This is a genomic window from Paenibacillus sp. FSL F4-0122, from assembly GCF_038002845.1.
Taxonomy (GTDB): Bacteria; Bacillota; Bacilli; order Paenibacillales; family Paenibacillaceae; genus Paenibacillus_AQ; species Paenibacillus_AQ odorifer.
Genome location: NZ_JBBODI010000001.1, coordinates 2,141,733 through 2,164,903 on the forward strand (window position 1 = coordinate 2,141,733; position 23,171 = coordinate 2,164,903).

Annotated in this window: 21 protein-coding genes and 1 tRNA gene; 2 read left to right on the forward strand and 20 right to left on the reverse strand. The window is 44.9% G+C overall.

The window, feature by feature from the left end; genetic code table 11:
• Positions 1-12: 12 nt before the first annotated feature.
• The 5 genes from gpmI to MHH49_RS09030 form a co-directional block, all read right to left on the reverse strand.
• A complete protein-coding gene (gpmI, locus tag MHH49_RS09010) occupies positions 13-1,557 on the reverse strand; it encodes a 2,3-bisphosphoglycerate-independent phosphoglycerate mutase (protein ID WP_076101073.1) in 1,545 nt (514 codons plus the stop codon).
• Between the two features lies 1 nt (position 1,558).
• The gene (gene tpiA, locus MHH49_RS09015; RefSeq protein WP_036687124.1) at positions 1,559-2,311 is read right to left on the reverse strand and encodes a triose-phosphate isomerase; all 753 of its coding nucleotides are present in this window, start codon (positions 2,309-2,311) and stop codon (positions 1,559-1,561) included.
• 26 nt (positions 2,312-2,337) lie between these two features.
• On the reverse strand, positions 2,338-3,519 hold the full coding sequence (locus MHH49_RS09020; RefSeq protein ID WP_036687122.1) for a phosphoglycerate kinase: 1,182 nt from the start codon (positions 3,517-3,519) through the stop codon (positions 2,338-2,340).
• A gap of 116 nt (positions 3,520-3,635) precedes the next feature.
• Complete coding sequence (gap, locus tag MHH49_RS09025; protein ID WP_036687120.1) at positions 3,636-4,646, reverse strand: type I glyceraldehyde-3-phosphate dehydrogenase; 1,011 nt, start codon at positions 4,644-4,646, stop codon at positions 3,636-3,638.
• 113 nt (positions 4,647-4,759) lie between these two features.
• Positions 4,760-5,812, reverse strand: a complete 1,053-nt coding sequence (locus MHH49_RS09030; protein ID WP_036687118.1) for a sugar-binding transcriptional regulator — start codon at positions 5,810-5,812, stop codon at positions 4,760-4,762.
• Positions 5,813-6,080: 268 nt separating this feature from the next.
• Here MHH49_RS09030 and MHH49_RS09035 point away from each other — a divergent pair.
• Positions 6,081-6,155: transfer RNA gene (locus MHH49_RS09035), tRNA-Arg, on the forward strand.
• A gap of 193 nt (positions 6,156-6,348) precedes the next feature.
• Positions 6,349-6,945 carry an ATP-dependent Clp endopeptidase proteolytic subunit ClpP gene (gene clpP / locus MHH49_RS09040; RefSeq protein ID WP_036687113.1) on the forward strand — a complete coding sequence of 199 codons (597 nt, stop codon included), beginning with the start codon at positions 6,349-6,351 and terminating at the stop codon, positions 6,943-6,945.
• An 89-nt stretch (positions 6,946-7,034) separates the two neighbouring features.
• On the opposite strand, the gene MHH49_RS09045 is transcribed toward clpP, so the two are convergent.
• From MHH49_RS09045 to trxB, 15 genes are all read right to left on the reverse strand, one after another.
• Positions 7,035-7,673 (reverse strand): GDSL-type esterase/lipase family protein, encoded by a 639-nt coding sequence (locus MHH49_RS09045; protein WP_036687110.1) that lies wholly within the window; start codon positions 7,671-7,673, stop codon positions 7,035-7,037.
• A 111-nt stretch (positions 7,674-7,784) separates the two neighbouring features.
• Positions 7,785-8,888: a PdaC/SigV domain-containing protein gene (locus MHH49_RS09050; RefSeq protein ID WP_076101071.1), complete on the reverse strand. Its 1,104-nt coding sequence runs from the start codon at positions 8,886-8,888 to the stop codon at positions 7,785-7,787.
• A gap of 126 nt (positions 8,889-9,014) precedes the next feature.
• A complete protein-coding gene (locus MHH49_RS09055; RefSeq protein WP_076101069.1) occupies positions 9,015-9,770 on the reverse strand; it encodes an SIMPL domain-containing protein in 756 nt (251 codons plus the stop codon).
• Between the two features lie 168 nt (positions 9,771-9,938).
• Positions 9,939-10,208 carry an HPr family phosphocarrier protein gene (locus MHH49_RS09060; protein WP_036687106.1) on the reverse strand — a complete coding sequence of 90 codons (270 nt, stop codon included), beginning with the start codon at positions 10,206-10,208 and terminating at the stop codon, positions 9,939-9,941.
• Between the two features lie 97 nt (positions 10,209-10,305).
• Complete coding sequence (gene whiA, locus MHH49_RS09065; protein WP_036687104.1) at positions 10,306-11,235, reverse strand: DNA-binding protein WhiA; 930 nt, start codon at positions 11,233-11,235, stop codon at positions 10,306-10,308.
• A 45-nt stretch (positions 11,236-11,280) separates the two neighbouring features.
• A complete protein-coding gene (locus tag MHH49_RS09070; protein WP_169744815.1) occupies positions 11,281-12,228 on the reverse strand; it encodes a gluconeogenesis factor YvcK family protein in 948 nt (315 codons plus the stop codon).
• A 54-nt stretch (positions 12,229-12,282) separates the two neighbouring features.
• Positions 12,283-13,182, reverse strand: a complete 900-nt coding sequence (gene rapZ, locus MHH49_RS09075; RefSeq protein ID WP_036687099.1) for an RNase adapter RapZ — start codon at positions 13,180-13,182, stop codon at positions 12,283-12,285.
• Positions 13,183-13,228: 46 nt separating this feature from the next.
• A complete protein-coding gene (locus MHH49_RS09080) occupies positions 13,229-14,179 on the reverse strand; it encodes an ROK family glucokinase (RefSeq protein WP_036687097.1) in 951 nt (316 codons plus the stop codon).
• A gap of 209 nt (positions 14,180-14,388) precedes the next feature.
• Positions 14,389-15,648, reverse strand: a complete 1,260-nt coding sequence (locus tag MHH49_RS09085; protein WP_076101067.1) for a DUF438 domain-containing protein — start codon at positions 15,646-15,648, stop codon at positions 14,389-14,391.
• 15 nt (positions 15,649-15,663) lie between these two features.
• On the reverse strand, positions 15,664-15,888 hold the full coding sequence (locus MHH49_RS09090; RefSeq protein WP_036687092.1) for a DUF1858 domain-containing protein: 225 nt from the start codon (positions 15,886-15,888) through the stop codon (positions 15,664-15,666).
• A 203-nt stretch (positions 15,889-16,091) separates the two neighbouring features.
• On the reverse strand, positions 16,092-17,582 hold the full coding sequence (locus MHH49_RS09095) for a UxaA family hydrolase (protein ID WP_076101249.1): 1,491 nt from the start codon (positions 17,580-17,582) through the stop codon (positions 16,092-16,094).
• A 33-nt stretch (positions 17,583-17,615) separates the two neighbouring features.
• Positions 17,616-19,085 carry a tagaturonate reductase gene (locus tag MHH49_RS09100; RefSeq protein ID WP_038568116.1) on the reverse strand — a complete coding sequence of 490 codons (1,470 nt, stop codon included), beginning with the start codon at positions 19,083-19,085 and terminating at the stop codon, positions 17,616-17,618.
• A 157-nt stretch (positions 19,086-19,242) separates the two neighbouring features.
• Positions 19,243-20,247: a LacI family DNA-binding transcriptional regulator gene (locus MHH49_RS09105; RefSeq protein WP_038568114.1), complete on the reverse strand. Its 1,005-nt coding sequence runs from the start codon at positions 20,245-20,247 to the stop codon at positions 19,243-19,245.
• A gap of 57 nt (positions 20,248-20,304) precedes the next feature.
• Complete coding sequence (uxaC, locus tag MHH49_RS09110) at positions 20,305-21,732, reverse strand: glucuronate isomerase (RefSeq protein ID WP_038568112.1); 1,428 nt, start codon at positions 21,730-21,732, stop codon at positions 20,305-20,307.
• Positions 21,733-22,083: 351 nt separating this feature from the next.
• Entirely contained in the window at positions 22,084-23,037 is a 954-nt protein-coding gene (trxB, locus tag MHH49_RS09115) for a thioredoxin-disulfide reductase (protein ID WP_036687084.1), read from the reverse strand.
• Between the last annotated feature and the right edge of the window lie 134 nt (positions 23,038-23,171).

Genomic DNA, 23,171 nt, shown 5'->3' on the forward strand with positions numbered 1-23,171 from the left:
TTATACCTTACCTTACTTACGGCTAGCAATCATGGATTGTCCGGTCATTTCCGCAGGTTGAGGAAGTCCCATCAAATCGAGGATTGTTGGTGCTACGTCTGCAAGAATACCGGATTCACGCAATACAACATTCTCAGTAGTCACGATGAACGGAACAGGATTGGTTGTATGAGCTGTGAACGGGCGACCGTTCTCGTCAAATACCATATCTGCATTACCATGGTCAGCGATAATAATTGCAACGCCACCTTTGGCAACAACCGCATCCACTACTTTACCCACACACTCATCCGTCACTTCTACAGCCTTGATTGTTGGTTCCAGCATGCCGGAGTGTCCAACCATATCAGGATTGGCAAAGTTAAGAATGATAGCATCCTGTCTTTCCGCTTCGATTTCCGCTACGCAGGCTGCAGCCACTTCGTATGCGCTCATCTCAGGTTGAAGATCATAGGTTGCCACTTTAGGAGAGTTGATTAAGATCCGGGTTTCCCCAGGAAGCTCCTCGTCACGTCCACCGCTGAAGAAGAAGGTTACATGCGGATATTTTTCAGTTTCCGCGATGCGCAGTTGCTTCTTGTTTTGTTGAACAAGCACTTCACCCAATGTGTTATCCAGGTTCTTCGGTGAGTAGGCTACATAACCTTGTACCGTTTCGCTGAAAGTAGTTAGGCATACGAAGTGCAGGTTTTGCGGGAACAAAGGACCACGGTCGAAACCGCGGAAATCTTGATTCGTGAACACTTGTGACAATTGAATAGCACGGTCAGGACGGAAGTTGAGGAACACGACGGAATCGCCGCTCTCTACTGCCGTTACAGGTTTGCCTTCACTGTCTACAATTACACTAGGTTCAACGAATTCATCAAATACCGAGTTTTCATAAGATGAAGTGATGGCTTGCACAGCATCCGTGTATTTAGGGCCTTCACCATAAACCATAGCACGGTAGGCTTTCTCTACACGTTCCCAACGTTTATCACGATCCATTGCGTAATAACGTCCGGACACCGTTGCAATTGTACCCACGCCAATCTCTTCGATTTTAGCTACTAGATCTTGGACAAACTTCTTCCCACTATCAGGAGCTACGTCACGGCCGTCCATAAAAGCATGGATATACACTTCATGCATATCTTCTTTTTTAGCCAGGTCAAGCATAGCAAACAGGTGGTTAATATGGCTATGTACCCCTCCGTCGGATACAAGCGCATATAGGTGAAGCTTTTTGCCAGTGTTCTTAGCATTTCTCACTGCACTAACCAGGGTTTCGTTATCGAAGAACTCGCCCTCGCGGATCGATTTATCGATACGAGTCAAATCCTGATAAACGATCCGGCCTGCACCAATATTCAAATGCCCTACTTCGGAGTTGCCCATTTGCCCTTCCGGAAGGCCTACAGCTTCACCGCAAGCAGTGAGTGTAGTGTTAGGATATTGTTTCAGGTAACGGTCATAGTTAGGTTTGTTGGCTTGAGCAACGGCATTACCTTCTGTCGTTCCACGCAAACCAAAACCATCCATGATGATCAAAGCTACGGGTTTTGGAGCTGACATCTTACTTCGCCCCCTCAACCAATTGAACGAAGGAATCCGGTTGTAAGCTGGCACCGCCAACAAGCGCACCATCGATGTCGCTTTGGCCCATGTACTCAGTTACATTCTCAGGCTTCACGCTGCCGCCGTATTGAATACGAACAGCTTCAGCTGTTGCTGCATCATACAGATCTTTTACAAGACTGCGGATGTAAGCAATAACTTCGTTAGCATCTTGGGAAGTGGAAGATTTACCTGTGCCAATAGCCCAGATAGGTTCGTATGCAATAACAACTTTTGCTGCTTGCTCGGCACTAAGACCTTGGAATGCAGCTTCAGTTTGTACTTTACATACTGCTTTAGTTTGATCAGCTTCACGCTCTTCGAGCTTTTCGCCAACACATACGATAGGAGTAATTCCGTGACGGAATGCAGCATGCATTTTCTTATTCACGATTTCATCCGTTTCGCCGAAATAAGCACGGCGCTCAGAGTGGCCAATGATAACATAGTCCACACCAAGATCACTTAGCATTACACCACTGATCTCGCCTGTGTAAGCACCGTTATCCTCAAAGTGTAGGTTTTGTGCACCAATCTTGATGTTAGTACCTTTTGCAGCTGCTACAAGTGCAGGCAGGTTAGTAAATGGAGCGCAGATTACAGTCTCAACGCCTTCTACTTCTGCTTTGCCTTTAATTTCAGCAATAAAGCTTTCTGCTTCAGGAACTGTTTTGAACATTTTCCAGTTACCTGCAATAATAGGTGTTCTCATGACTTATGTTGCCTCCTTCTTAGGTCTTACTTATCGTTCAGTGCTTCTACGCCAGGAAGCGCCTTGCCTTCCATGAACTCAAGGGATGCACCGCCACCAGTGGAGATATGATCCATTTGATCAGCCAGGTGGAATTTCTCTGCTGCTGCTGCGGAATCTCCGCCACCAATAACAGTGTAACCTTCAGTAGTTGCACAAGCTTTTGCTACTGCAAGTGTACCTTCAGCGAATTTATCGATTTCGAATACGCCCATAGGTCCATTCCAGACAACCAGCTTGGAGTTCTTGATAATATCGGCATAAAGTTCACGAGTCTTAGGTCCGATATCAAGTCCTTCCCAACCTTCTGGGATTTCATTGTAATCAACGATCTTAGTGTTAGCGTCAGCACCAAATTTATCAGCAACAACAACATCAACAGGAAGCATGAAGTTTTTACCAAGTGCTTTTGCTTTTTCGATGAATCCAAGAGCAACGTCAAGTTTGTCGTTGTCTACTAGTGATTTACCGATTTCAAAGCCTTGTGCTTTAGTGAATGTATAAGACAATCCACCGCCGATCAGGACGTTGTCAGCCAAAGACAACAAGTTATCAATAACATCAATCTTGTCTTTAACTTTCGAACCACCGATGATCGCAGTGAAAGGACGTTCTGGGTTAGAAAGAGCTTTACCAAGAACGGACAATTCTTTCTCCATCAAAAGACCGGATACAGCCGGTAGGAAATGAGCGATACCTTCTGTCGATGCATGTGCACGGTGAGCCGCGCCAAACGCATCATTAACAAACAAATCAGCCAGTTCAGCGAATTGTTTAGCCAGTTCAGGATCGTTTTTCTCTTCACCTGGGTAGAAGCGAACATTCTCAAGTACAAGTACGTCGCCTTCGCCTAGCTCAGCGATTTTTGCTTTTACAGCTTCGCCAATTGCTTCGTCAGCTTTAGCTACTGGTTTGCCAAGAAGCTCGGACAGACGTTCAGCAGCAGTAGTCAAACGCATGGAATCTACGAATTCGCCTTTAGGACGACCCATATGACTCGCAAGAATGATCTTTGCACCGTTCTCGATCAAATATTTAATGGTTGGAAGTGTTTCGCGAATACGAGTATCATCAGTAATTTTACCGTCTTCTACAGGTACGTTGAAATCCACGCGTACAAATACGCGCTTACCCTTTACTTCTACATCACGGACGCTTTTTTTGTTCATGATTAATTCCTCCACACCCAAAATTGTTTCTAGCAGGAAACAAGAAATACATTTAGAAAGAGCGGAAACAAGGAATTTCTGTTTCCGCTCTATAGATGTTGCTTATATCAAGTCAATTACTTAGCGATTTTAGCGAATTTCTCCAAAGTACGAACCAATTGTGCAGTGTAGGACATTTCATTGTCATACCAAGCAACAGTTTTAACCAGTTGTTTGTCGCCAACAGTCAATACTTTAGTTTGTGTAGCATCGAACAGGGATCCGAAAGTCATACCTTTGATGTCAGAAGATACGATTTCATCTTCAGTGTAACCATAAGTGTCTGGATCGGAAGCTGCTTTCATTGCTGCGTTGATTTCTTCAACAGTAACGCTCTTATCAAGAACAGTTACAAGCTCAGTCAGGGAACCAGTTGCAACTGGAACACGTTGAGCTGCACCATCCAATTTACCTTTAAGTTCTGGAATAACCAGACCGATTGCTTTAGCAGCACCAGTAGTGTTAGGAATGATGTTCTCAGCTGCTGCACGAGCGCGTCTGAAGTCACCTTTAGCATGTGGAGCATCCAAAGTGTTTTGGTCGCCAGTGTAAGCATGAATTGTAGTCATCAAGCCTTCAACGATACCGAACTTGTCGTTCAGTACTTTTGCCATTGGAGCTAGGCAGTTAGTTGTGCAAGATGCGCCGGAAATAACAGTCTCAGTACCATCAAGAATGTCATCGTTAACGTTGTAAACGACAGTTTTCATGTCGCCAGTAGCTGGAGCGGAGATAACTACTTTCTTAGCTCCACCTTTCAAGTGTTTTTCAGCTGCTTCTTTAGTTGTGAAGAAACCTGTGCACTCAAGTACGATATCAACGCCTAGGTCGCCCCATGGCAATTCTTCAGGGTTGCGGTTAGCAAGAACCTTAACTTCTTTACCATTGACTTTGAAGAAGCCATCATGCACTTCAACATCACCTTGGAATTTACCTTGAGTTGTATCATATTTAAGCAAATGAGCAAGCATCTTAGCGTCAGTCAAATCGTTGATTGCTACCACTTCGATACCTTCTACATTTTGAATACGGCGGAAAGCAAGGCGTCCAATACGTCCAAAACCGTTAATTCCAACTTTTACACTCATTGAATAGTTCCTCCTAGAATTCGTTTTATTTATTCAAAACAGACGGTGAGGTCTGTCATGACAACAATGTTAAGTATGATGCAAGAAGTATGTTATTGCCTGCAATCTAAAAACTACGAAGATAGCTGTAGTTGATTGTCAATTTCCTTGCCTATTTCTACTGCGGCAGCCTCGTCCGTAACGAGAATATTCTCCTGCCCGAAACGCAGCATGGCATGAATGGCTTTGGCCTTGGGTTTGCCTCCTGCAATACCGATGACTTTCTCTGTCCGAATAATATCTTCTAGACGTAGACCCATCGTAAGCATGGTATGGACAACCTGACCCTCTTCATTGAAATAATAGCCAAAAGATTCGGCCACTGCCCCTTCACCCTGGATTTCCGAGACTGTAGCCTCGTCCAGTTTGCGGCGGCGGGTCATTTCAATGGCATCCCCAATCCCATGTACAATAATACGCGAACTGCGGATGGTTTGTACAATCTCTCCAATATTAGAGTCAAGTGCCAGCGATTGGTATGCATCCCCACTAAGCAAATCAGGGACATGCAACAACCGGTAGTTGGCTCCAACCCGCTTTGCCATTGTTGAGGCAATCGTGTTGGCTTGAATCTCCATACTCTCTCCTAATCCTCCACGCGCCGGAACAAACCAAGCGTTCTTATAGGAAAGGGACAACGGTGGTGTCAGTTGATCAGCCATATCGGCAAGCGTCGATCCACCTGTGACGGCAACTGTATCATCTGCGCGAAGTATACTCAGCAGCGCTTTCGCACCCGCCCGGCCAAGCTCTCGTTTGGTGAACGGCGATGACTCACAATCACCCGGTACTACAATAACTTTATCCAGACCATACGTTGCTCGAATTTTCTCTTCCAGCTCATCCAGACCAAATAGGCTCTTAACAACCGGCTCTAGCAAATCAAGCAGTCTACGTCCAGCAGCGCTAATGCGCATGCCAACACTCTCGATCTCAATAAGCCCTTGCGATTTCAGAAGATCCGTCTCGGCACGCAGTACCCGCTCAGTCATATCTAGCGAAGCGGCTAGCGTTCTGCGCCCAATAATATCGGACAGCATGATCTGATGAAGAATCGTGTACCGTCTCTTAAGGGTTTCCATGAGATCAGGCAGAAGCTGCTTTTGGATATCTAATAAATTACGCATACTTTCACTCCTGCAACTTCGTCTTCCTCTATTCCCTTGTTCATGGTCTCAAAACGTCCCGGGTAAACTTTTTAAGTCCCACCCATATTCTAACCAAATATTGCTCGAAGCGCAAGTCTTCCGAGAGTAGAATTCTCAAGCGCTTGTCTTCTTATACATTAATAAGGTCAGAAAAAGATATAGCGCCCGATGCCTGTCCCTAGAGCGCTTGTCCAGTATTAATATTACATTGCAATTGTGTAAAAATTGTATTATAATCATTTTTGTTGCGCCCGTGGTCCAATGGATATGACGTAGGCCTCCGAAGCCTGAGATCCAAGTTCGATTCTTGGCGGGCGCGCCATTAATTTCATTTTTGCACATAATTTAGTAGTGCCTATACTACTACTTAACCAAAGAGCCGCTTGTCGGCTCTTTTTTTTGAATATAAGTTTGACTTTCTTTGACTTTTTGTTTGAATTTGTTTATCATGTGGGTAATACGGCAAGAGTAAAAATGAATACATTTAAAGAACCAATATCAAGGAGGTTTTCCACGTGAGTTATATTCCTATGGTAGTAGAACAGAGCAACCGCGGCGAGCGCGCTTATGACATCTATTCCCGCCTGCTGAAGGACCGCATCATTTTCCTTGGAACGGAGGTTAATGACGTGGTAGCCAATTCTATCATCGCACAAATGCTGTTCTTGGCTGCCGAAGATCCTGACAAGGACATTCACCTTTACGTGAATAGCCCAGGCGGTTCCATTACTGCAGGTATGGCTATTTTTGATACAATGCAGTACATTAAACCAGACGTTTCCACCATCTGTGTGGGTATGGCAGCTTCCATGGGAGCTTTCCTGCTAAACGCTGGCGCCAAAGGCAAACGCTTTGCACTGCCTAACAGCGAGATCATGATCCACCAGCCTCTGGGTGGTGCTCAAGGTCAAGCAACGGACATTGAAATCCGTGCCCGCCGCATCCTCAAATTGCGCGATAAGCTGAACCGTATTCTAGCAGAACGTACGGGTCAACCTCTAGAACGTATTGAGAAGGATACAGATCGCGACTACTTCATGACTGCTGCAGACGCGGCTGAATACGGTATCGTAGATAAAGTAATCGAGAAGACATTGCCTAGCGGTGTGTAAGCTATAAAGTAAAAATATAAAGAGGCTGTGCTCTAACCATAACGGATAGGGCACAGCCTCTTTATATTTTATAGAAGACCTAAATCCAATCAATTCAGCCCTCCATAACCTAGTGCATCCAGCTTCTCGGCAATTACGCGATAACCCCGGCCATTCGGATGCAAATGATCAATGGATAACAGCCCTCTCTCATTTCCTGCGAACTCACTGTAAATCGAAGCAAATCCACATACTCGGCTGCTGTACTGTGCTGCGTATTGATTAAACTGTCTGACCCACTCTGTCGCACCAACCACCTGAGGATAGGGATTATATAATCCCACAATTCTAATGATAAAAGGTCTACGCGTCCTCGCCTTCAATTGTATAAGGATATTCATAATTGCAGAGAAATTTTGTTTGCATTCCTGAAGCGATCTGCGCAGTTCTGCGGATAAGTTCCCTTGCTGTCTTGCTGCTGATTTGGCCGCGTGAATCAAATCATTACCACCGATAGACACAGTGATGATATCGGCTTCTCGAACGGCCTCACGCATCATGGAATTTCCGCGCAGCCGCTGCTCCAGCTCTGAAGTAGTCATTCCGTTCACGCCTAAATTCGTAGAGGCTACAGTAGTCCGCAGTCTCCCTTCTGCCATTCTACGGTACACCGGAACAAAACCGTTACCTGGCAGAGCACCAAATCCAGTCGTCAAGGAATCGCCAATTGCAGTATATTGGTAGCCCATAGCTCTCCCCCGTTCATAAACTAGTTACTCCCTTTAGCATATGAACTAGAGACAACTCCGGTAAGGGGGAGATGCCTTGTGCTGACATTAGCGGAGACGAGGTATCTCCATTTATTTCATGCCAGCAAACGGGCTGCTGCCATCCGGCAAAAGCTCTTTGAAACTAAAGGTATACTCAGGGAAGCCTGCAGCATACGCTGTGTACTCATATAATTGGAAGAACAGAACAACCTTGTCATCCTTCAGATAGAAATATTTCTCCGTATTCAATCCGTTGAATCCTCCCAAATAACTATCCTCTGCCTTCAGCAGCTTGCTCAGCTTAGCATTCAGCTGTTTTTTGTAGTTTGGATTAGCTCCAAACAGGTCGCCCAACAATAGACGTTTACCATCTTTAAGCGAGAAGGTGAATGCCTCACGGTTAGTCATTCCATGAGCGCCGCCCGTATCACTATACTGATGCATCACTATGCTGATCACCCCATTCTGATTGTAGGTCACTACATAACCTGAATCATAGGTGTATTTGGGCTCTGCTCCATCTCGATCGGAGATATCCTGTTCTGCACCCGCCGCGAATTTCATAACACTTTCCTTCAAAGTATTATTAATAGCTTGTTGGGCACTGGAGTTGCCGAATCCACTGATCTTCGGATAATCAAGCTGAATAAAAGCTTCTGCCCGATCTTTAGCATAAGTTTCCGTGGTTACCGTCAGCGCGTTCTGCGGTCTGTTCACCACATTCAGCCTACTAGCGGCCCGACTCCAATCTACCTTATAACCCATATAATCATTTAACAATCCTGATGGAACATAGAGGCGATTATTAATTAACTTCCCTTCATACTCTCGAATGAAATAGTTATTCACCCACACAGAAGTACCGTAACTGGATAACATCAACTTCGCCGTGGCCGATCCTTTTCCAATCATGTACGCATTTTCCTTCTTATCATACGCAAGCGGTAATCCCAACACATCTCGCATAAAAGTTATGGGAATCCAGGCCTGTCCTTCCTTCAAAATACCTTCCTGTAACGAATTTATCCCGTTTGCCTTTAAAACGATACGCGAATCAATAGCTTTATTCTCCGTTTTACTAGCTGCTGCATAACCCGTTTCGCTGGGCAGCAGACCTCCACCAAACAATAAACCTGCCGACATCAGACCTATGCCCCATTTGCGTACTGATTCTTTTGAAATAATATTCATCATCTTATTTTTCCTCTCCTTTCCAATTTATTAAACAGAATCGTAGAGAACTTACACAAAAAAAGAGGCGCCCCCCACTATTACTAGTGGAAGATCACCTCTCCTCTCTGCATTCACCTTGTTCTGATACTATTTCAATTCATACATTACGCTTAGCTGAGTTGTAACTTTAACTACACCAGGTTGCACGGATGTACTTGCACCAGCATCTGCTGCAGCCATATTCATTTTTAGATTCTGTTCAAAATAAACCGGAGTGATATCGCCATCATTTTGGCTGACCGTGATCACTTGACCCAAGCTGCGTTTAGCTGCCTTAGCAATAGCCCCTGCTTTAACATCTGCATTCGCCATCGCTTTTTCAATCACCTGAGCTTCAAATGCAGAAGTATCTTCCACAGAAAAACGTGCATTTCCGATATTATTCGCCCCTGCCGCAGATGCAGCGTCCAGCAATTCACCAACCTTAGTCAGATCTCTATAAGACACTAACAGCGTATGATTGGCGTTGTATCCCTTCACTTGCTGTCCTTCTTTTTCGCTGTAACTATAATTGGGTTGCACATAAAACTGCGTGCTTTGAATATCTTTATCTGCAATTTTCCAAGTATTCTTCAGTAAAGTCATAATCTTCTGAATTTTAGCGGCATTGGTCTTCTGCGCTTCTTGCGCAGTTGTGGCCGTAGTATCCACACCGATGGTTAAGTATACGATATCCGGCTTGAGGGACAATTCGCCTTTACCTACTACACTAACGACATTTTTCTGCACTTCATCTGCGTAAGCCTTTGCAGGACCTTGGAAAACACCACTCATGCTGATCCCTCCAATTAACAAACTCCCTACGATCATCACTGAACCAATTTTCTTCAATAAACCTTTCATATTTGCCAGCCCCTTTCATTTCTTGTGATTTGTTATTATCCTCTAGACGAGTCATTTTGGTAAATGTTGCACGTCTCAATCTATTTTTTGGTATTAAAAAAAGCCCCGAAGGGCTTTTGGTCATGCGATAAATAAAGTCTTCCTAGCAGAAACGATGTTGTCTTCCTATTATTGGTTCTCAAGCTCTTCTTTGCTGACCAGACTTGTCAAAGCGTTTACAGCTTGATCGGCATCCGCACCGTCCGCGCTAATGTAAATCTCCGTGCCGGAACTGATAGCGAGGCTCATAATCCCCATAATACTTTTAGCATTTACTTTTTTATCATCTTTTTCCACGAAAATCTCCGACGAAAACTTGTTAGCTTCTTGCACAAACAATGCTGCCGGTCGGGCATGAAGCCCTGTCTTCAACCGAACAACTACCGGGTGCTTTGTCATGAAACGCTTACCCCCTAATTGAGTTCTCCCCAAAAGTTTCACATTAATTTTATATTATTATATCATTATAACGTAAACCACACTAGAAAAAAAGTAATTAGCCGCCTCGAACCTTGTCCGCCAGCTCATCAATCTTACGAAGCCGATGATTTACTCCCGACTTACTGACTGTACCTTTGAGCATTTCACCAACCTCCTTGAGGTTGATATCTGGATGCGCCATTCGAATTTCTGCTACTTCACGCAGTTTATCCGGCAAATTCTCCAGTCCCATTTCTCGCTGCAACAGCTTGATATTCTCAATCTGCCGCACCGCAGCACTTATTGTTTTGTTGAGATTTGCGGTCTCGCAGTTCACGATCCGATTCACGGAATTACGCATATCGCGCATAATTCTTACATCCTCAAATTTGAACAACGCCTGATGCGCTCCAATCAAACTTAAGAATTCAATGATCTTCTCGCCTTCTTTAATGTAAAGAATGAATCCTTTTTTACGTTCAATACAGCGTGCATTTAAGTGGAATTCCCCAGCCAGATCCACTAATGCTTTACAATGTTCCTCATACATCGAGGAAATCTCCAAATGGTAGGAGGAGCCTTCCGGATTATTAACCGATCCGCCAGCCAGAAAGGCACCACGCAAATAAGCACGCTTGCAGCAGTTATTCCCAACAATCTCATCATCAATACCATCGGTAAAAATAAATCCTTCCGACACAATTCTAAGATCCTTTAGGATCTCTTGTACACGGTTTGGAATTCTGACGATATAGACGTTATTTTTCTTCAAACGCATTTTTTTACGCACGAGTAGCTCAATATGGACCTGGTAATATTTCTTAAGTAAAGAATATACCCGCCTTGCAATCGCGGCGTTCTCCGTCGAAATGTCGAGAATAACCTTTTTGCTTGAAAGCTGCACAGATCCATTCATACGGATAAGCGCTGACATTTCCGCCTTCTCGCAGCAGGGTTCACTCTCCACCATCGTCAGCTCTTTTTTGGTAAGGGCCGCAAAAGACAAGGGTCTCACCTCTTTCTTGATAAGTACTTCATTCTCATCTATAAGCTATACCCTAGGGTTTCTGTTTATCCAATCCTGCACAAGCTGATAAATGTGATGGCTAAGCTTATCGGTATCATGTCTCAAATAAGTTCGGAATAAAACCAGTTTATCGGCTATAACCTTGTATCCATTGCCATCCAGCGCTTCTTTATCAAGCTGCACCGGGCGCGCGCCCTTCTCGGCGTACTTCGTCTGGACCTGTTCCGGAATCTCACCGTCATTAACAATAACATAATCGAATAAATCGATCCCGATATGATCATATACAGCTTGAAGATGATCGCTGACGGTATAGTTATCCGTTTCACCCGGCTGAGTCATTACGTTGCAGACGAAAATTTTGATAGCATTCGAAGATACAACCGCTTCTGCCAGTTTCGGAACAAGCAGGTTGGGAAGAATGCTCGTATACAGACTGCCAGGACCCAGCAGGATCGCATCTGCATTCCGAATCGCCTCAAGCGCTTCGGGCAACGGTTCTACATCTGGCGGCTCCAAGGACACTCGTCTGATGATCCCGCCAGCTTCAGGGATTTTGGACTCCCCTGTGATAATCGTGCCGTCCGACATTTCTGCATGCAGGATTACAGCCTCACCGGCTGCAGGCAATACCCGCCCGCGAACAGCGAATAATCGACTAAGCTCCCGAACAGCCGTAACGAAATCGCCGGATATATCCGTGAGCGCAGCAAGAATCAAGTTGCCGAGACTATGACCAGCTAGTCCCTCACCCGTGTTGAAACGGTATCTCATAATCTCTGCCATGAGCGGCTCAACATCAGCCATAGCTGTCAATACGTTGCGGATGTCCCCAGGAGGAGGCATTTGCAGTTCACTGCGTAAAATACCAGAGCTTCCCCCATCATCGGCAACGGTAACAATAGCAGTAATATCTAATGGCTTCTCTTTTAAACCACGAAGCATGACAGATAACCCCGTGCCACCGCCCATAACGACGATACGTGGACGCTGTCTTTGTTCTTCAGCCACTATGACCCCTTCTCTCTAGTGCCGATCACGCTCGGAATCCCTATGACTAACGGTTACGGATTCCGTCTCGCTAACGCCCAGCATTTTACCCAAATACTCGGATATGGCTACGGAACGGTGTTTACCTCCCGTACAGCCAATGCCAATGATAATCTGGGACTTACCTTCCTTACGATATTGCGGAATTAGAAAATGAAGCATATCGAGCAGTTTGGTCAGGAACACCTGTGTTTCAGGCCACTTCATTACATAATCGTAGACTTCACTATCCTGGCCGGTTTTAGGCCGCAGATGGTCCACATAATGTGGGTTAGGCAAGAAGCGGACATCGAAGACAAGATCTGCATCAATAGGAATACCGTACTTAAATCCGAAGGATGTAATATTGACGGAAAGCGTACTTTTTCCTAGATGCGAAAACCGTGAAATGATCTTCTCCTTAAGCTGCACGGGCTTCATACTGCTGGTATCTAAACATAACGTAGCTGAATTTTTCAATTCTTCAAGCATCTTACGTTCTAGCTTGATACCATCAAGCGGCAGCCCCTTAGGTGCTAATGGATGATGACGTCGACTTTCCTTGTAACGCTGAACAAGTACTGAATCTGTAGCATCCAAAAACAAGATCTCACAGCCAATGGTTGACTCATCCTTGATATAGGCAAGAGACTCAGACAAAGCAGTGAAGAATTCTCGACCACGCAGGTCAATTACAAGGGCTACCTTGGCAATCTTACCCTTCGACTGTTCAATTAGCTCTGCGAACTTGGGAATCAGTACCGGTGGTAAATTATCGACACAGAAGAACCCTAGGTCTTCCAGACTCTGTACAGCAATTGTCTTCCCCGCACCTGACATTCCCGTAATAATAATCAGGGTGGCTCCAGCCGTTGGGGTATTGTCCAATTCGGTCATAAAAGCGTCCCCTCCCTAGATTTAGTATATGAATACTTCCCGTCTTTTAAGAACGCAGCAAAAGGCCGGCAGCCCCAACAATACCTGCGTCATTGCCAAGCTCAGCTGGAATAATCGAAACACCAGTTTGAAGCGGAGCCGGTGTCAATTTCGCAAACACACGACGAACCTCATCAAATAGAATATCTCCAGCCTTAGATACGCCGCCGCCAACGATAAATACTTCAGGGTTAAGCACAGCCGCAACAGAAGCCATGGATTTACCCAGATAGTACGCTGCACGATTTACTATACGGATAGCTACTTCATCGCCAGCCTTAGCCGCATCAAAGACTTCTTTCGCAGCAATCTTCTCTACCATAGAGAGGGAAGTACGATCGCCACGAGCTACTGCATCATTAGCCATGCGGATAATACCTGTAGCGGAGGAAACGGTTTCCAGACAGCCCATGTTGCCACAGCCGCATTGAATAGCTTCCAGATCCGGCACTACTGTGATATGTCCAAGCTCACCAGCTAATCCCGCAAAACCTTGATAAATCTTTCCATTAATAATGATTCCGCCACCGACACCTGTTCCAAGCGTATAGCAGACACAGTTATCAACGCCACGTCCCGCACCACTCCAAGCTTCCCCCAGTGCAGCCACATTCGCATCATTGTCTATTTTGACAGGCTTGTTCCAACGATCTTCCAAAATGGAACGGATCGGCACATCTCTAAATCCTATGTTAGGCGCAAGGATGATGATTCCTTCACGAATATTTGTGAACCCGGCTACACCCGCTCCTACACCTGCAAGCTGATCCCAAGAGTACGGGGAATCCTCCACAATTTGGCGTACATACTTCTCGATATTATCGATAACAGTATCGACACCCTCTGCAGTTCCTGTAGGTCCCTCATAAGTATGTAGCAGGGTACCTTCAGCATTACAGATTCCAACCTTAATTGCAGTTCCACCCAAATCCACGCCAACGTAGATATTCTCAGACATGTAACAAGCCACCTTTTTTTATACTAAAATAGTTAATCCTAAGTACCAACTATAATAGAAGCCCTCTCTGTGGTCAAGGAAAGACAACACACCCGGGAATTCCTTATTTTAAGAGTATACTCTATTATATTCTAAAAAGACCCCCTTACGCCTAAGTAAGAGAGTCTCGTACCTATATTATTATCTGGAAAATAACCCAACGTACCGATTTATTCTGATAAAATGCGCTTTTGTCCCTCTAGTGCTCGGATTGGAGCGATATTCTGTGTGAACTCTAGCGTGCCCATATATTGGCCTGACTCGTCTCGTACAGCGAAGTAACGGATGTAGATAAACTTATCCTTGATGTTGATCCAGAAGTCTTCAGCATCCTTACGACCTGCCTTAAAGTCTTCCAAAAGCTTCTCTACCACATGAACACTTTGCGGGGGATGACAGTTCTGTACTGTACGGCCGATAACCGCTTTAGTTCGAGCAAAGATACGTTCCTTCCCGTGTGAAAAATATCGAACGACATCATTCTCGTCAATGAAGGTTAGATCTACAGGCAGATGGTTGAGTACGGTCTCGAGCTGATGCAGTGACAACAACCCTGTCTCAAAACGGATGAACCCGCCTTGCGGCGTCGCTCCTTCTGTTTCTTCCGGCACTGCGCCTTCCGGCTCTGCAGCCCGCTCAGGGATCCACTCCTGCTCTGGTGCGGTTAGGCAGAACCCGATCTCATCGCTCTCCCGGGCGATTTTGACCCATTCATCTTCCGTTAGTTTGTCCAGGGCCATGGGCAGTAGAATATTTTCTTCCTTAAAGATCATTTCATTAACTTCCTTGATGATCTCCTCAAGCTGAACGCCTATTTCTGCTGCGTTTCCGCTATAAGTGCTGAGCGCTGCTTTTGCCTCTTTAATCATACGGCGGATATTATCATCCACTCCCCACATTACCTTGGTTGGGCCATAAATGCCGTATTTTTCGAGGTATGGGAACAGCAGATTTTCTTTTCGGCTATAGTGCTTATCAAGATCCAGCAGCAAGCTAAGATCCTCCAACAACTTGAAGATCAGTTCCTCACTACCGTTCTTTTGAAACTTTGTTGCGTGCAGATCCATGCGGAAGTTAACAAGTTTTTCGATCTCACGATTCTCCAATTTGAAGGTGTGTACTGGATGACCTGGCTGCTCCTCGGGCTGGGACGAGCGGTGAATCTGCTCAATAGAGCCTTTAAAGATGGCTGTATGCACCGAACAAAGACGTTGGACCTCGGATACCGGAATTCCTTCTTCGGTCATTAATGAATGCTCCATCGCGGAAATCTCCGCTACGGTAACATCACCCACAGCTTCGGCGAACCGCGCCTTAACCTCTTCTACACTTTTGCCTGCATGCAGCTCTTTAATAATCTCCTTAAGCATAGCCTGGCGACGAGTCTGTTCCGGCACATCAACTTCACGGTTGTTAATTAGTTCGCTCATATTAACACTCCTTTATTAAATAATCTCGAAACCATGACGTTCAAAAGTTAGCTTCACGTGCTCGAGATCCATTTTCTTCAGCTTAATTCCTTTGGATAAGGTCATGAAACGGCCAGCGGTCTGCAGCATGCCAGGCTTGGCAATATCCTTAAAGCCCAGCTCTACCATAATCTCGATGACCTCCGGATGCCGTGATACCATCTCGAATATAGATTCATCCAAACTCAGCACTTTTTCCATTTGACTCTTCTCCTTTATGTGAGAACTATTCTCAATAAAAGATTAGCACAGGCCGTAGAGGACCATTGTGATTGCAATCACTAATTCAAAAGAAAGCATTTATCGTTCTTTTTAAGACGGATTATGTATGCTGTGAACCTAAAAAAACTGTCCCCTACGCTTAAAAAGCATAAGAGACAGCCTGATTTGTAATTAATTATTTATTATAGCGTTACTCCTGTTTTGAATATGGAAATCTCACGGAAATTATTCTTTTCATTATTAACCCATTCACCGCTGGCGACCGCAATAATATAGTTTATGAAGCTGCGCAGGACCTCATCTGGAGAACCATCTTCCACCAACACACCTGCATTAAAATCGATCCAGTGACGTTTACCTTCATACAATGGGGTATTGGTAGACACCTTCATCGTTGGCACGAATGTACCAAAAGGCGTTCCCCGTCCGGTCGTAAAGATCACCAATTGGCAGCCTGCAGCAGCCAGTGCAGAGGATGCCACAAGATCATTGCCAGGCGCGTTAAGGAGATTTAAGCCTTTGTTAGTGATAAGCTCTCCGTACTTGAGTACATCCATCACCGTAGAGTTACCGGATTTTTGAGTACAACCCAGCGATTTATCCTCAAGCGTAGTAATTCCTCCGGCTTTATTCCCTGGAGAAGGATTTTCATATACCGGCTGTTTATAGTCCATAAAATACTGCTTAAAGTCATTAATGAGATCGACAATTTTGTGGAAAATAGTTTCGTCCGCAGCACGTTCCATTAGAATTTTTTCGGCACCAAACATTTCAGGCACTTCAGTCAGTACAGTGGTCCCGCCTTGAGCAGCCATATAATCAGACAGACGTCCAAGGAGCGGATTCGCAGTAATACCGGATAACCCGTCGGAGCCTCCACATTTCAGACCGATCTTCAGCTCGGAGAGTGATACTTCTTCCCGTTGATCGCCTTGTACATTATTGTAGATTTCCTTCAGCAGCTTCACGCCTTCTTCAATCTCATTCCCAACCTCTTGGGAGACAAGGAAACGCACACGATCCTCATCATAGCTGCCAAGCATATCTTTAAAAATATGCAAATTGTTATTCTCACAGCCCAATCCGAGCACAAGCACGCCGCCCGCATTCGGGTGTTTAACCGCGTTAGCCAGAATCGTTCGCGTATTGTCATGATCATCGCCCAGCTGGGAGCAACCGTAATTATGCTTAAGCACGAGCACGTTATCGAAAGGTGCGATATCCCCAACCTCTGCTTTGAAAATATTGATGATCTGCTCCGCCACTCCATTCACACAACCAACAGTAGGGACGATCCACAGCTCATTGCGGATACCTACGGATCCATCAAAGCGGCGATACCCCTTAAAGGTCAAATTCTCCGCTGTAAAAGGATTCGGCGTCAGCTTCTGCTCAAAGGTATATTCCTCTACCCCTGTTAGGTTTGTCTTAGTGTTATGGGTATGCACCCACTGCCCCGGCGCGATAGACGCTATAGCATGACCAATGGGGTAACCATATTTCAATACGTTTTCACCTTCGCTAATGCTGGATAGTGCAATTTTATGGCCTCTAGCGATATCTTCAGTAATTTTAATCTCTTTTGAACCAATCACAATGGTGTCGCCTGCTTTATAGTCTTTAAGTGCAACAGCGACATTATCAGCCTCATTAATCTGCAATACTTCTTTCATCGTCTTGATCATATCATTGTCACCTCCAGGGTATTAGTTGTGTGCCGGTCTCTTCACGTACGCTTTTAACGCTTGCTTCATGCCATTTTTCTCAATCGCAATCAGTCCTTCTGTCACCTTGTCAGTAAGTCCAGCCACTTCATTCAGATCACAGCCCCAGCGATTGGTTGCGGCAAGTACTTCGACGGCCAGTGCGCGCAGCCCGGTGTCTGTGCCATCCCACCCTCCCCATAAGGAGGCGAACCATTCCAAAATATCCGCATCATCAGCCAGTTGAATGTCTTCTTCCCCTCTGCGTCCTCTATAGAAGGCAATTAATGCGCTCAATGAGAAGACAAGCTTTTCAGGCAATTGTCCTTTGGCCTCTACATATCGCAGTAAAGAAGGCAGATCTCTTGTCTTAAACTTCGATATAGAATTGAGGGAAATGCTCATCAAGTAATGCTGCACATAAGGGTTCAGGAATCTTTCTAATACCGCGTCTGCAAAAGAATTCAATTCCTCTGCCGGCAGATCCAGCGTTGGTATAATCTCATCGTAGATTAAGGACTTCACGTACGCCCCAACCTCTTCGTGCTCAATGGCCTCAGCAACCGTATCAATACCGTACAAATACGCTACTGGTGTCATAGCTGTATGAGCTCCGTTTAAAATCCTCACTTTACGAGTCCGATAAGGGGCCATATCATCCACCACCAACACATTAAGACCTGCTAGTTCAGCCGGGAACTCCTTTTTAATCCACTGTGGTCCTTCAATTACCCAAAGATGGAATTGCTCGCCGACAACGACCAGCTTATCCTCATAACCCAACTCTTCTGTAATCTCGGCAATGCTGTCTCTTGGATAACCGGGAACAATGCGGTCCACCAGACTGCAGCAGAAGGTATTAGCTTCATTCAACCAGTTCACAAAACCTTCTCCAAGATTCCACAGCTCAGCATATTTCAAAATAACCTTTTTGAGCTCATCACCATTCCGGTCAATCAGCTCACATGGAATGATGATAAAACCTTTAGAAGCATCCCCATTAAAAATTTGATAACGTTTGTACAATAAGGCCGTCAGCTTGCCCGGGAAACTACTCTGCGGCGTATCGGTTAACTTGTCGCCGGCTTCAAAAGCAATTCCCGCTTCAGTAGTATTAGACACGATAAAGCGCAGCTCAGGGTTCTCAGCCAGCTTCATATACTCCTCATGCTGTGAATAGGGATTAAGCGTCCGCGTAATACAATTAATTACCTCGTGCTCTTTTACAGCCGCTCCGTCTTTAATGCCTTGCAGATAAAGGGTATACAGCCCATTCTGATCATTTAGCATTTCCGCCAGTCCGTTAGCCAGCGGCTGTACAACAACCACTCCACCATTGAAATCCGTTTTTTGATTCATGGTATGAATCTGCCAATCTACAAAAGCGCGCATGAAATTGCCTTCGCCAAATTGTAGGACCTTCTCAGGATACTGCTTGTAAGCTGTCCAATTATCGCTATTTAATCTTTTCATATAAACGCCTCCTAATAGTAAATGCACACGATAAACTAATTAAACAAACTATATAAAATCATATTTATATTGATAATTAATTAAATATATGCACACGTGAAAATTTTAGATAGCAACCCTTTACGATAGTAAAGGATTAGGCTGCTATACGCAGCCTCTACTTCTGCAACTTCCTGACTGATTCTCTGGCAATAAGCTCTGTCTCGATCGAGATCCGCCCGTCTTTTTCTGAGGGCTCCTTGACCAAGCTTAACAGCTGGCGAGCGCCTTGCTCACTAATCTTCTCAATAGGACGTTTGACCGTGGTGAGTGAAGGATTGGCAAAAAGTGAAAACCCAATGTCGTCAAAACCAACAACAGAGATATCATTTGGCACCTGCAGCCCTCGCTCAAACACACCTTTCATAGCCCCAATCGCCATATCATCATTGGAGCAAAATACAGCAGTTGGTGGTTTCTCGAGATCCAGTAGCTTGCCCATCGCCTCATATCCACTTTGCATATCATAATTACCACTTATCATGTAGTCATTACGAACAGGGATATTATGGTCAATCAAAGCTTTTATAAAGCCATCTCTGCGTTCCTGTGTGGATTTAAAGCCCTCGACACCTTCAATAATTGCAATGTCTTGATGCCCGTTTTCGATCAGGTATTTGCCTGCATTATAAGCACCTTCCCGGTCGTTCGAGATGATGTTGATAATGGAGCGGTCATCAATTTCCCGGTTCAGCACAACGATTGGAATGCCTTGCTGGACAACATGGTAAATGAATTTATTATCTGCTTCACTCTGGCTCATTAGAATAATTCCATCAAAACGTTTGCGATGAATAGAGGAATATTCCGCATAATCGTCGATCCCACGGATGAACAGATTGTACTCTACATCTATGACACTATTTACACCACGAATCGTGTCAGAGAAGAAACCCGAAGTTGTGCCGTTGGCAATACTCGTGAAGAACAGACCAATGGTATAGGATCGCTGCATCACAAGGCTTTTGGCATTGTAATTAGGGACGTAGCCCACTTGCGCAGCGATCTCGGCAATTTTTTTACGTGTGACCTCTTTAATTAGTGGACTATTGTTAAGTGCTCTCGATACAGTTGTATGCGATACATTCGCCAATTTGGCGATATCCTTGATTGTAGGTGCCATGGGTCAACCTTCCTTATCAAACGGGTTTGGCTCTTCCATGTAAGGATATCATAACGATTACCTAGTCACCAATGCCTGTTTCGAGAAATTAAAATAATGATCAGCGTTATTGTAACAGATGTTCTCAATCATACTGCCCAGTAACTCCATATCATCCGGGGCTTCTCCAGCCTCTACCCAAGAGCCTACCAGATCACACAAGATTCTTCTAAAGTACTCATGTCTGGTATACGATAAAAAGCTTCTGGAGTCTGTTAGCATCCCAACAAATTGGCTAAGTACGCCTAGATTAGCAAGTGTCTTCATCTGTTCCAGCATGCCGTCTTTATTGTCGTTGTACCACCATGCGGTTCCGAATTGAATCTTGCCTGGAATACCACCGCCCTGGAAGCTGCCCATTAAACTGGCAATAACATGATTATCATTAGGGTTCAGTGAGTACAAAATGGTCTTAGGCAATGCATTCTCACGATCCAGCGCATCGAGCAGACCCGCCAAAGGCTTAGCAATCACGCCGTCATTGATGGAATCATAACCCGTGTCAGGTCCGAGACGTCCGAACATTACGCTGTTGTTATTCCGAAGCGCATGAATATGGAATTGCATCGCCCAACCCAGCTCGTTATACAATTTGCCGAGGAATACTAGCGTGAATCCTTTATATTTCTTTTCTTCACTCTCACTTACAGTGCCTTCATGAAGTGCTTTAGCAAATATAGCTGTAGCTTCCTCCAAGGTAGTAGGCTCAAACATTACCGCATCCAAAGCATGGTCAGATACACGGCCGCTTCTGGCATGGAAGAATCTAACTCTGCTCTCCAATGCTGCAAGAAACTGTCCGTAATTCTCAACAGCCATTCCCGAAACTTCGCTTAGCTGGGCTACCCACGGCTGGAAGGTAGGACGGTTGATTTCAAGCGCTTTATCTGGCCGGAATCCCGGCACAACGCTAGCATTGAACCCACTCACATTACTGATTTTCTCATGATATTCTAGATTATCTACAGGATCATCGGTAGTACAAACCGTAGTCACCTTCGATTTAATGATCAAATCTCTTGCTCCGAATCCTTCACTTTGTAGCTGTCTATTCACTTCATCCCAAATTTTTGGTGCGTTAGCTTCATTCAGCAACTCATATACACCGAAGAAACGTTGCAGCTCCAGATGCGTCCAATGGTATAGCGGATTCCCGATAATCATCGGAACCGTTCTAGCCCAGGCCATAAATTTATCATAATCACTGGCATCGCCAGTAATGAATTTCTCTTCTATACCGTTAGCGCGCATCACTCTCCATTTATAATGGTCGCCATACAGCCAAGCTTCGGTAATATTGTTGAACGTTTTGTTCTCATAAATTTCTTTTGGACTGAGGTGGCAATGATAATCGATAATGGGCATGTCTTTCGCATGATTATGAAATAGCTTAATTGCGGTCTCGCTCGACAATAGAAAGTTCTCATCCATGAATTTTTTACTCATGAGGTTTGCTGCTCTCCTTTAAGTTCGAATGGGAGTTACACAAAGTTTAACGTGAACATTAATTTAATCAGTTGATTTCCCAATAAATATTTTAAACTTAAAATCATTGCTTGTAATAGGTATTAATATAAATTGTTCACGTTAACATTATATCTTCATTGTAAACGTATTTTTAAAATGCGCAAGTCTTTTTATAAGGACATTGTTACAGTTATTTTAACTTCTGAGCGGTAATAAATAAACAACATATTTAATTTCCGGACACGGCCCCACCATTATAAAAAAAGCAGGCAACCTTTTAGAAAAAGGATAACCTGCTTATATGTCATCGGACTACGATTTCTCGCAAAATTAACTATCCAGTGTTTCGCTCCAGTCATGCACCATCGTGCCCTCTAGGTACTTCTCGGCATCCATTGCTGCCATACAGCCAGATCCGGCTGCAGAAATTGCCTGACGATAACGGGTATCCTGCACGTCGCCACAAGCGAATACGCCCGGGATGTTCGTTTCTGTCGTTCCAGGGTTGACCACAATGTAGCCGTTGGTATCGGTCGTAATTTGTCCCCCTAAAAATCCGGTGTTCGGCGTGTGCCCGATCGCGACAAACACTCCGTCCGCTTCGATGAGTTCATCAATTCCCGTCTCATTGTTGCGAACCGTCAGCCCTTTAACGCCAGACTCGTCGGTTGTAACCTCAAGCGGTGTACGGTTAAGAGCCCACGATACCTTACTGTTATCCCGTGCGCGAGCCTGCATAATCTTCGAAGCTCTAAGCTCATCACGACGGTGAACCAATGTTACATTGGAAGCGAATCGGGTTAAAAAGCTGGCTTCCTCCATCGCTGAATCTCCACCACCGACGACAATAATCTTTTTGCCACGGAAAAAGAATCCGTCACAAGTAGCACAAGTGCTGACCCCACGGCCCACATTCTCCTGCTCCCCGGGGATTCCTAAATATCTGGCAGATGCGCCGGTTGAGATGATCACTGACTCCGCTTCTAATACTCCCAATCCATCTACAGTCACTTTAAATGGACGCTGTGAAAAATCAACTGAATCCACCCAGCCATTCTTAAATTCAGCTCCAAAACGTTCAGCCTGCTTGCGCATGTTGTCCATTAAATCCGGGCCTAGAATTCCTTCAGGAAAGCCTGGGAAGTTCTCGACTTCTGTTGTCGTTGTCAGTTGTCCACCTGGTTGCATACCTTCAATCACAAGTGGGTTTAGGTTGGCACGTGCCAAATAAATTGCAGCAGTAAGCCCGGCTGGGCCTGTTCCGATTACAATCGTTTTGTACATAACAGTGGCCTCCTCACAATAGGGTTTATTTAGAAGAAACGGGCCCTTTTTTGGCAAGCATAGACGCCTTCGGTGTCCCTAGAAGGACATTAACGTTTACGCAAGACATATAAAAAGGGCTCCGTTTCTACGAA

What these genes read in the sequence shown, in the direction of transcription:
- MHH49_RS09080 (WP_036687097.1), bottom strand. Translation starts at nt 14,179, where the DNA reads ATGTCTGAGAATATCTACGTTGGCGTGGATTTGGGTGGAACTGCAATT.
- MHH49_RS09070 (WP_169744815.1), bottom strand. Translation starts at nt 12,228, where the DNA reads ATGGGCGGTGGCACGGGGTTATCTGTCATGCTTCGTGGTTTAAAAGAG.
- MHH49_RS09045 (WP_036687110.1), bottom strand. Translation starts at nt 7,673, where the DNA reads ATGGGCTACCAATATACTGCAATTGGCGATTCCTTGACGACTGGATTT.
- MHH49_RS09105 (WP_038568114.1), bottom strand. Translation starts at nt 20,247, where the DNA reads ATGGCACCTACAATCAAGGATATCGCCAAATTGGCGAATGTATCGCAT.
- MHH49_RS09085 (WP_076101067.1), bottom strand. Translation starts at nt 15,648, where the DNA reads ATGAGCGAACTAATTAACAACCGTGAAGTTGATGTGCCGGAACAGACT.
- MHH49_RS09100 (WP_038568116.1), bottom strand. Translation starts at nt 19,085, where the DNA reads ATGAAAAGATTAAATAGCGATAATTGGACAGCTTACAAGCAGTATCCT.
- MHH49_RS09095 (WP_076101249.1), bottom strand. Translation starts at nt 17,582, where the DNA reads ATGAAAGAAGTATTGCAGATTAATGAGGCTGATAATGTCGCTGTTGCA.
- trxB (WP_036687084.1), bottom strand. Translation starts at nt 23,037, where the DNA reads ATGTACAAAACGATTGTAATCGGAACAGGCCCAGCCGGGCTTACTGCT.
- MHH49_RS09020 (WP_036687122.1), bottom strand. Translation starts at nt 3,519, where the DNA reads ATGAACAAAAAAAGCGTCCGTGATGTAGAAGTAAAGGGTAAGCGCGTA.
- MHH49_RS09055 (WP_076101069.1), bottom strand. Translation starts at nt 9,770, where the DNA reads ATGAAAGGTTTATTGAAGAAAATTGGTTCAGTGATGATCGTAGGGAGT.
- MHH49_RS09050 (WP_076101071.1), bottom strand. Translation starts at nt 8,888, where the DNA reads ATGATGAATATTATTTCAAAAGAATCAGTACGCAAATGGGGCATAGGT.
- rapZ (WP_036687099.1), bottom strand. Translation starts at nt 13,182, where the DNA reads ATGACCGAATTGGACAATACCCCAACGGCTGGAGCCACCCTGATTATT.
- MHH49_RS09060 (WP_036687106.1), bottom strand. Translation starts at nt 10,208, where the DNA reads ATGACAAAGCACCCGGTAGTTGTTCGGTTGAAGACAGGGCTTCATGCC.
- MHH49_RS09090 (WP_036687092.1), bottom strand. Translation starts at nt 15,888, where the DNA reads ATGGAAAAAGTGCTGAGTTTGGATGAATCTATATTCGAGATGGTATCA.
- tpiA (WP_036687124.1), bottom strand. Translation starts at nt 2,311, where the DNA reads ATGAGAACACCTATTATTGCAGGTAACTGGAAAATGTTCAAAACAGTT.
- MHH49_RS09030 (WP_036687118.1), bottom strand. Translation starts at nt 5,812, where the DNA reads ATGCGTAATTTATTAGATATCCAAAAGCAGCTTCTGCCTGATCTCATG.
- uxaC (WP_038568112.1), bottom strand. Translation starts at nt 21,732, where the DNA reads ATGAGTAAAAAATTCATGGATGAGAACTTTCTATTGTCGAGCGAGACC.
- gap (WP_036687120.1), bottom strand. Translation starts at nt 4,646, where the DNA reads ATGAGTGTAAAAGTTGGAATTAACGGTTTTGGACGTATTGGACGCCTT.
- gpmI (WP_076101073.1), bottom strand. Translation starts at nt 1,557, where the DNA reads ATGTCAGCTCCAAAACCCGTAGCTTTGATCATCATGGATGGTTTTGGT.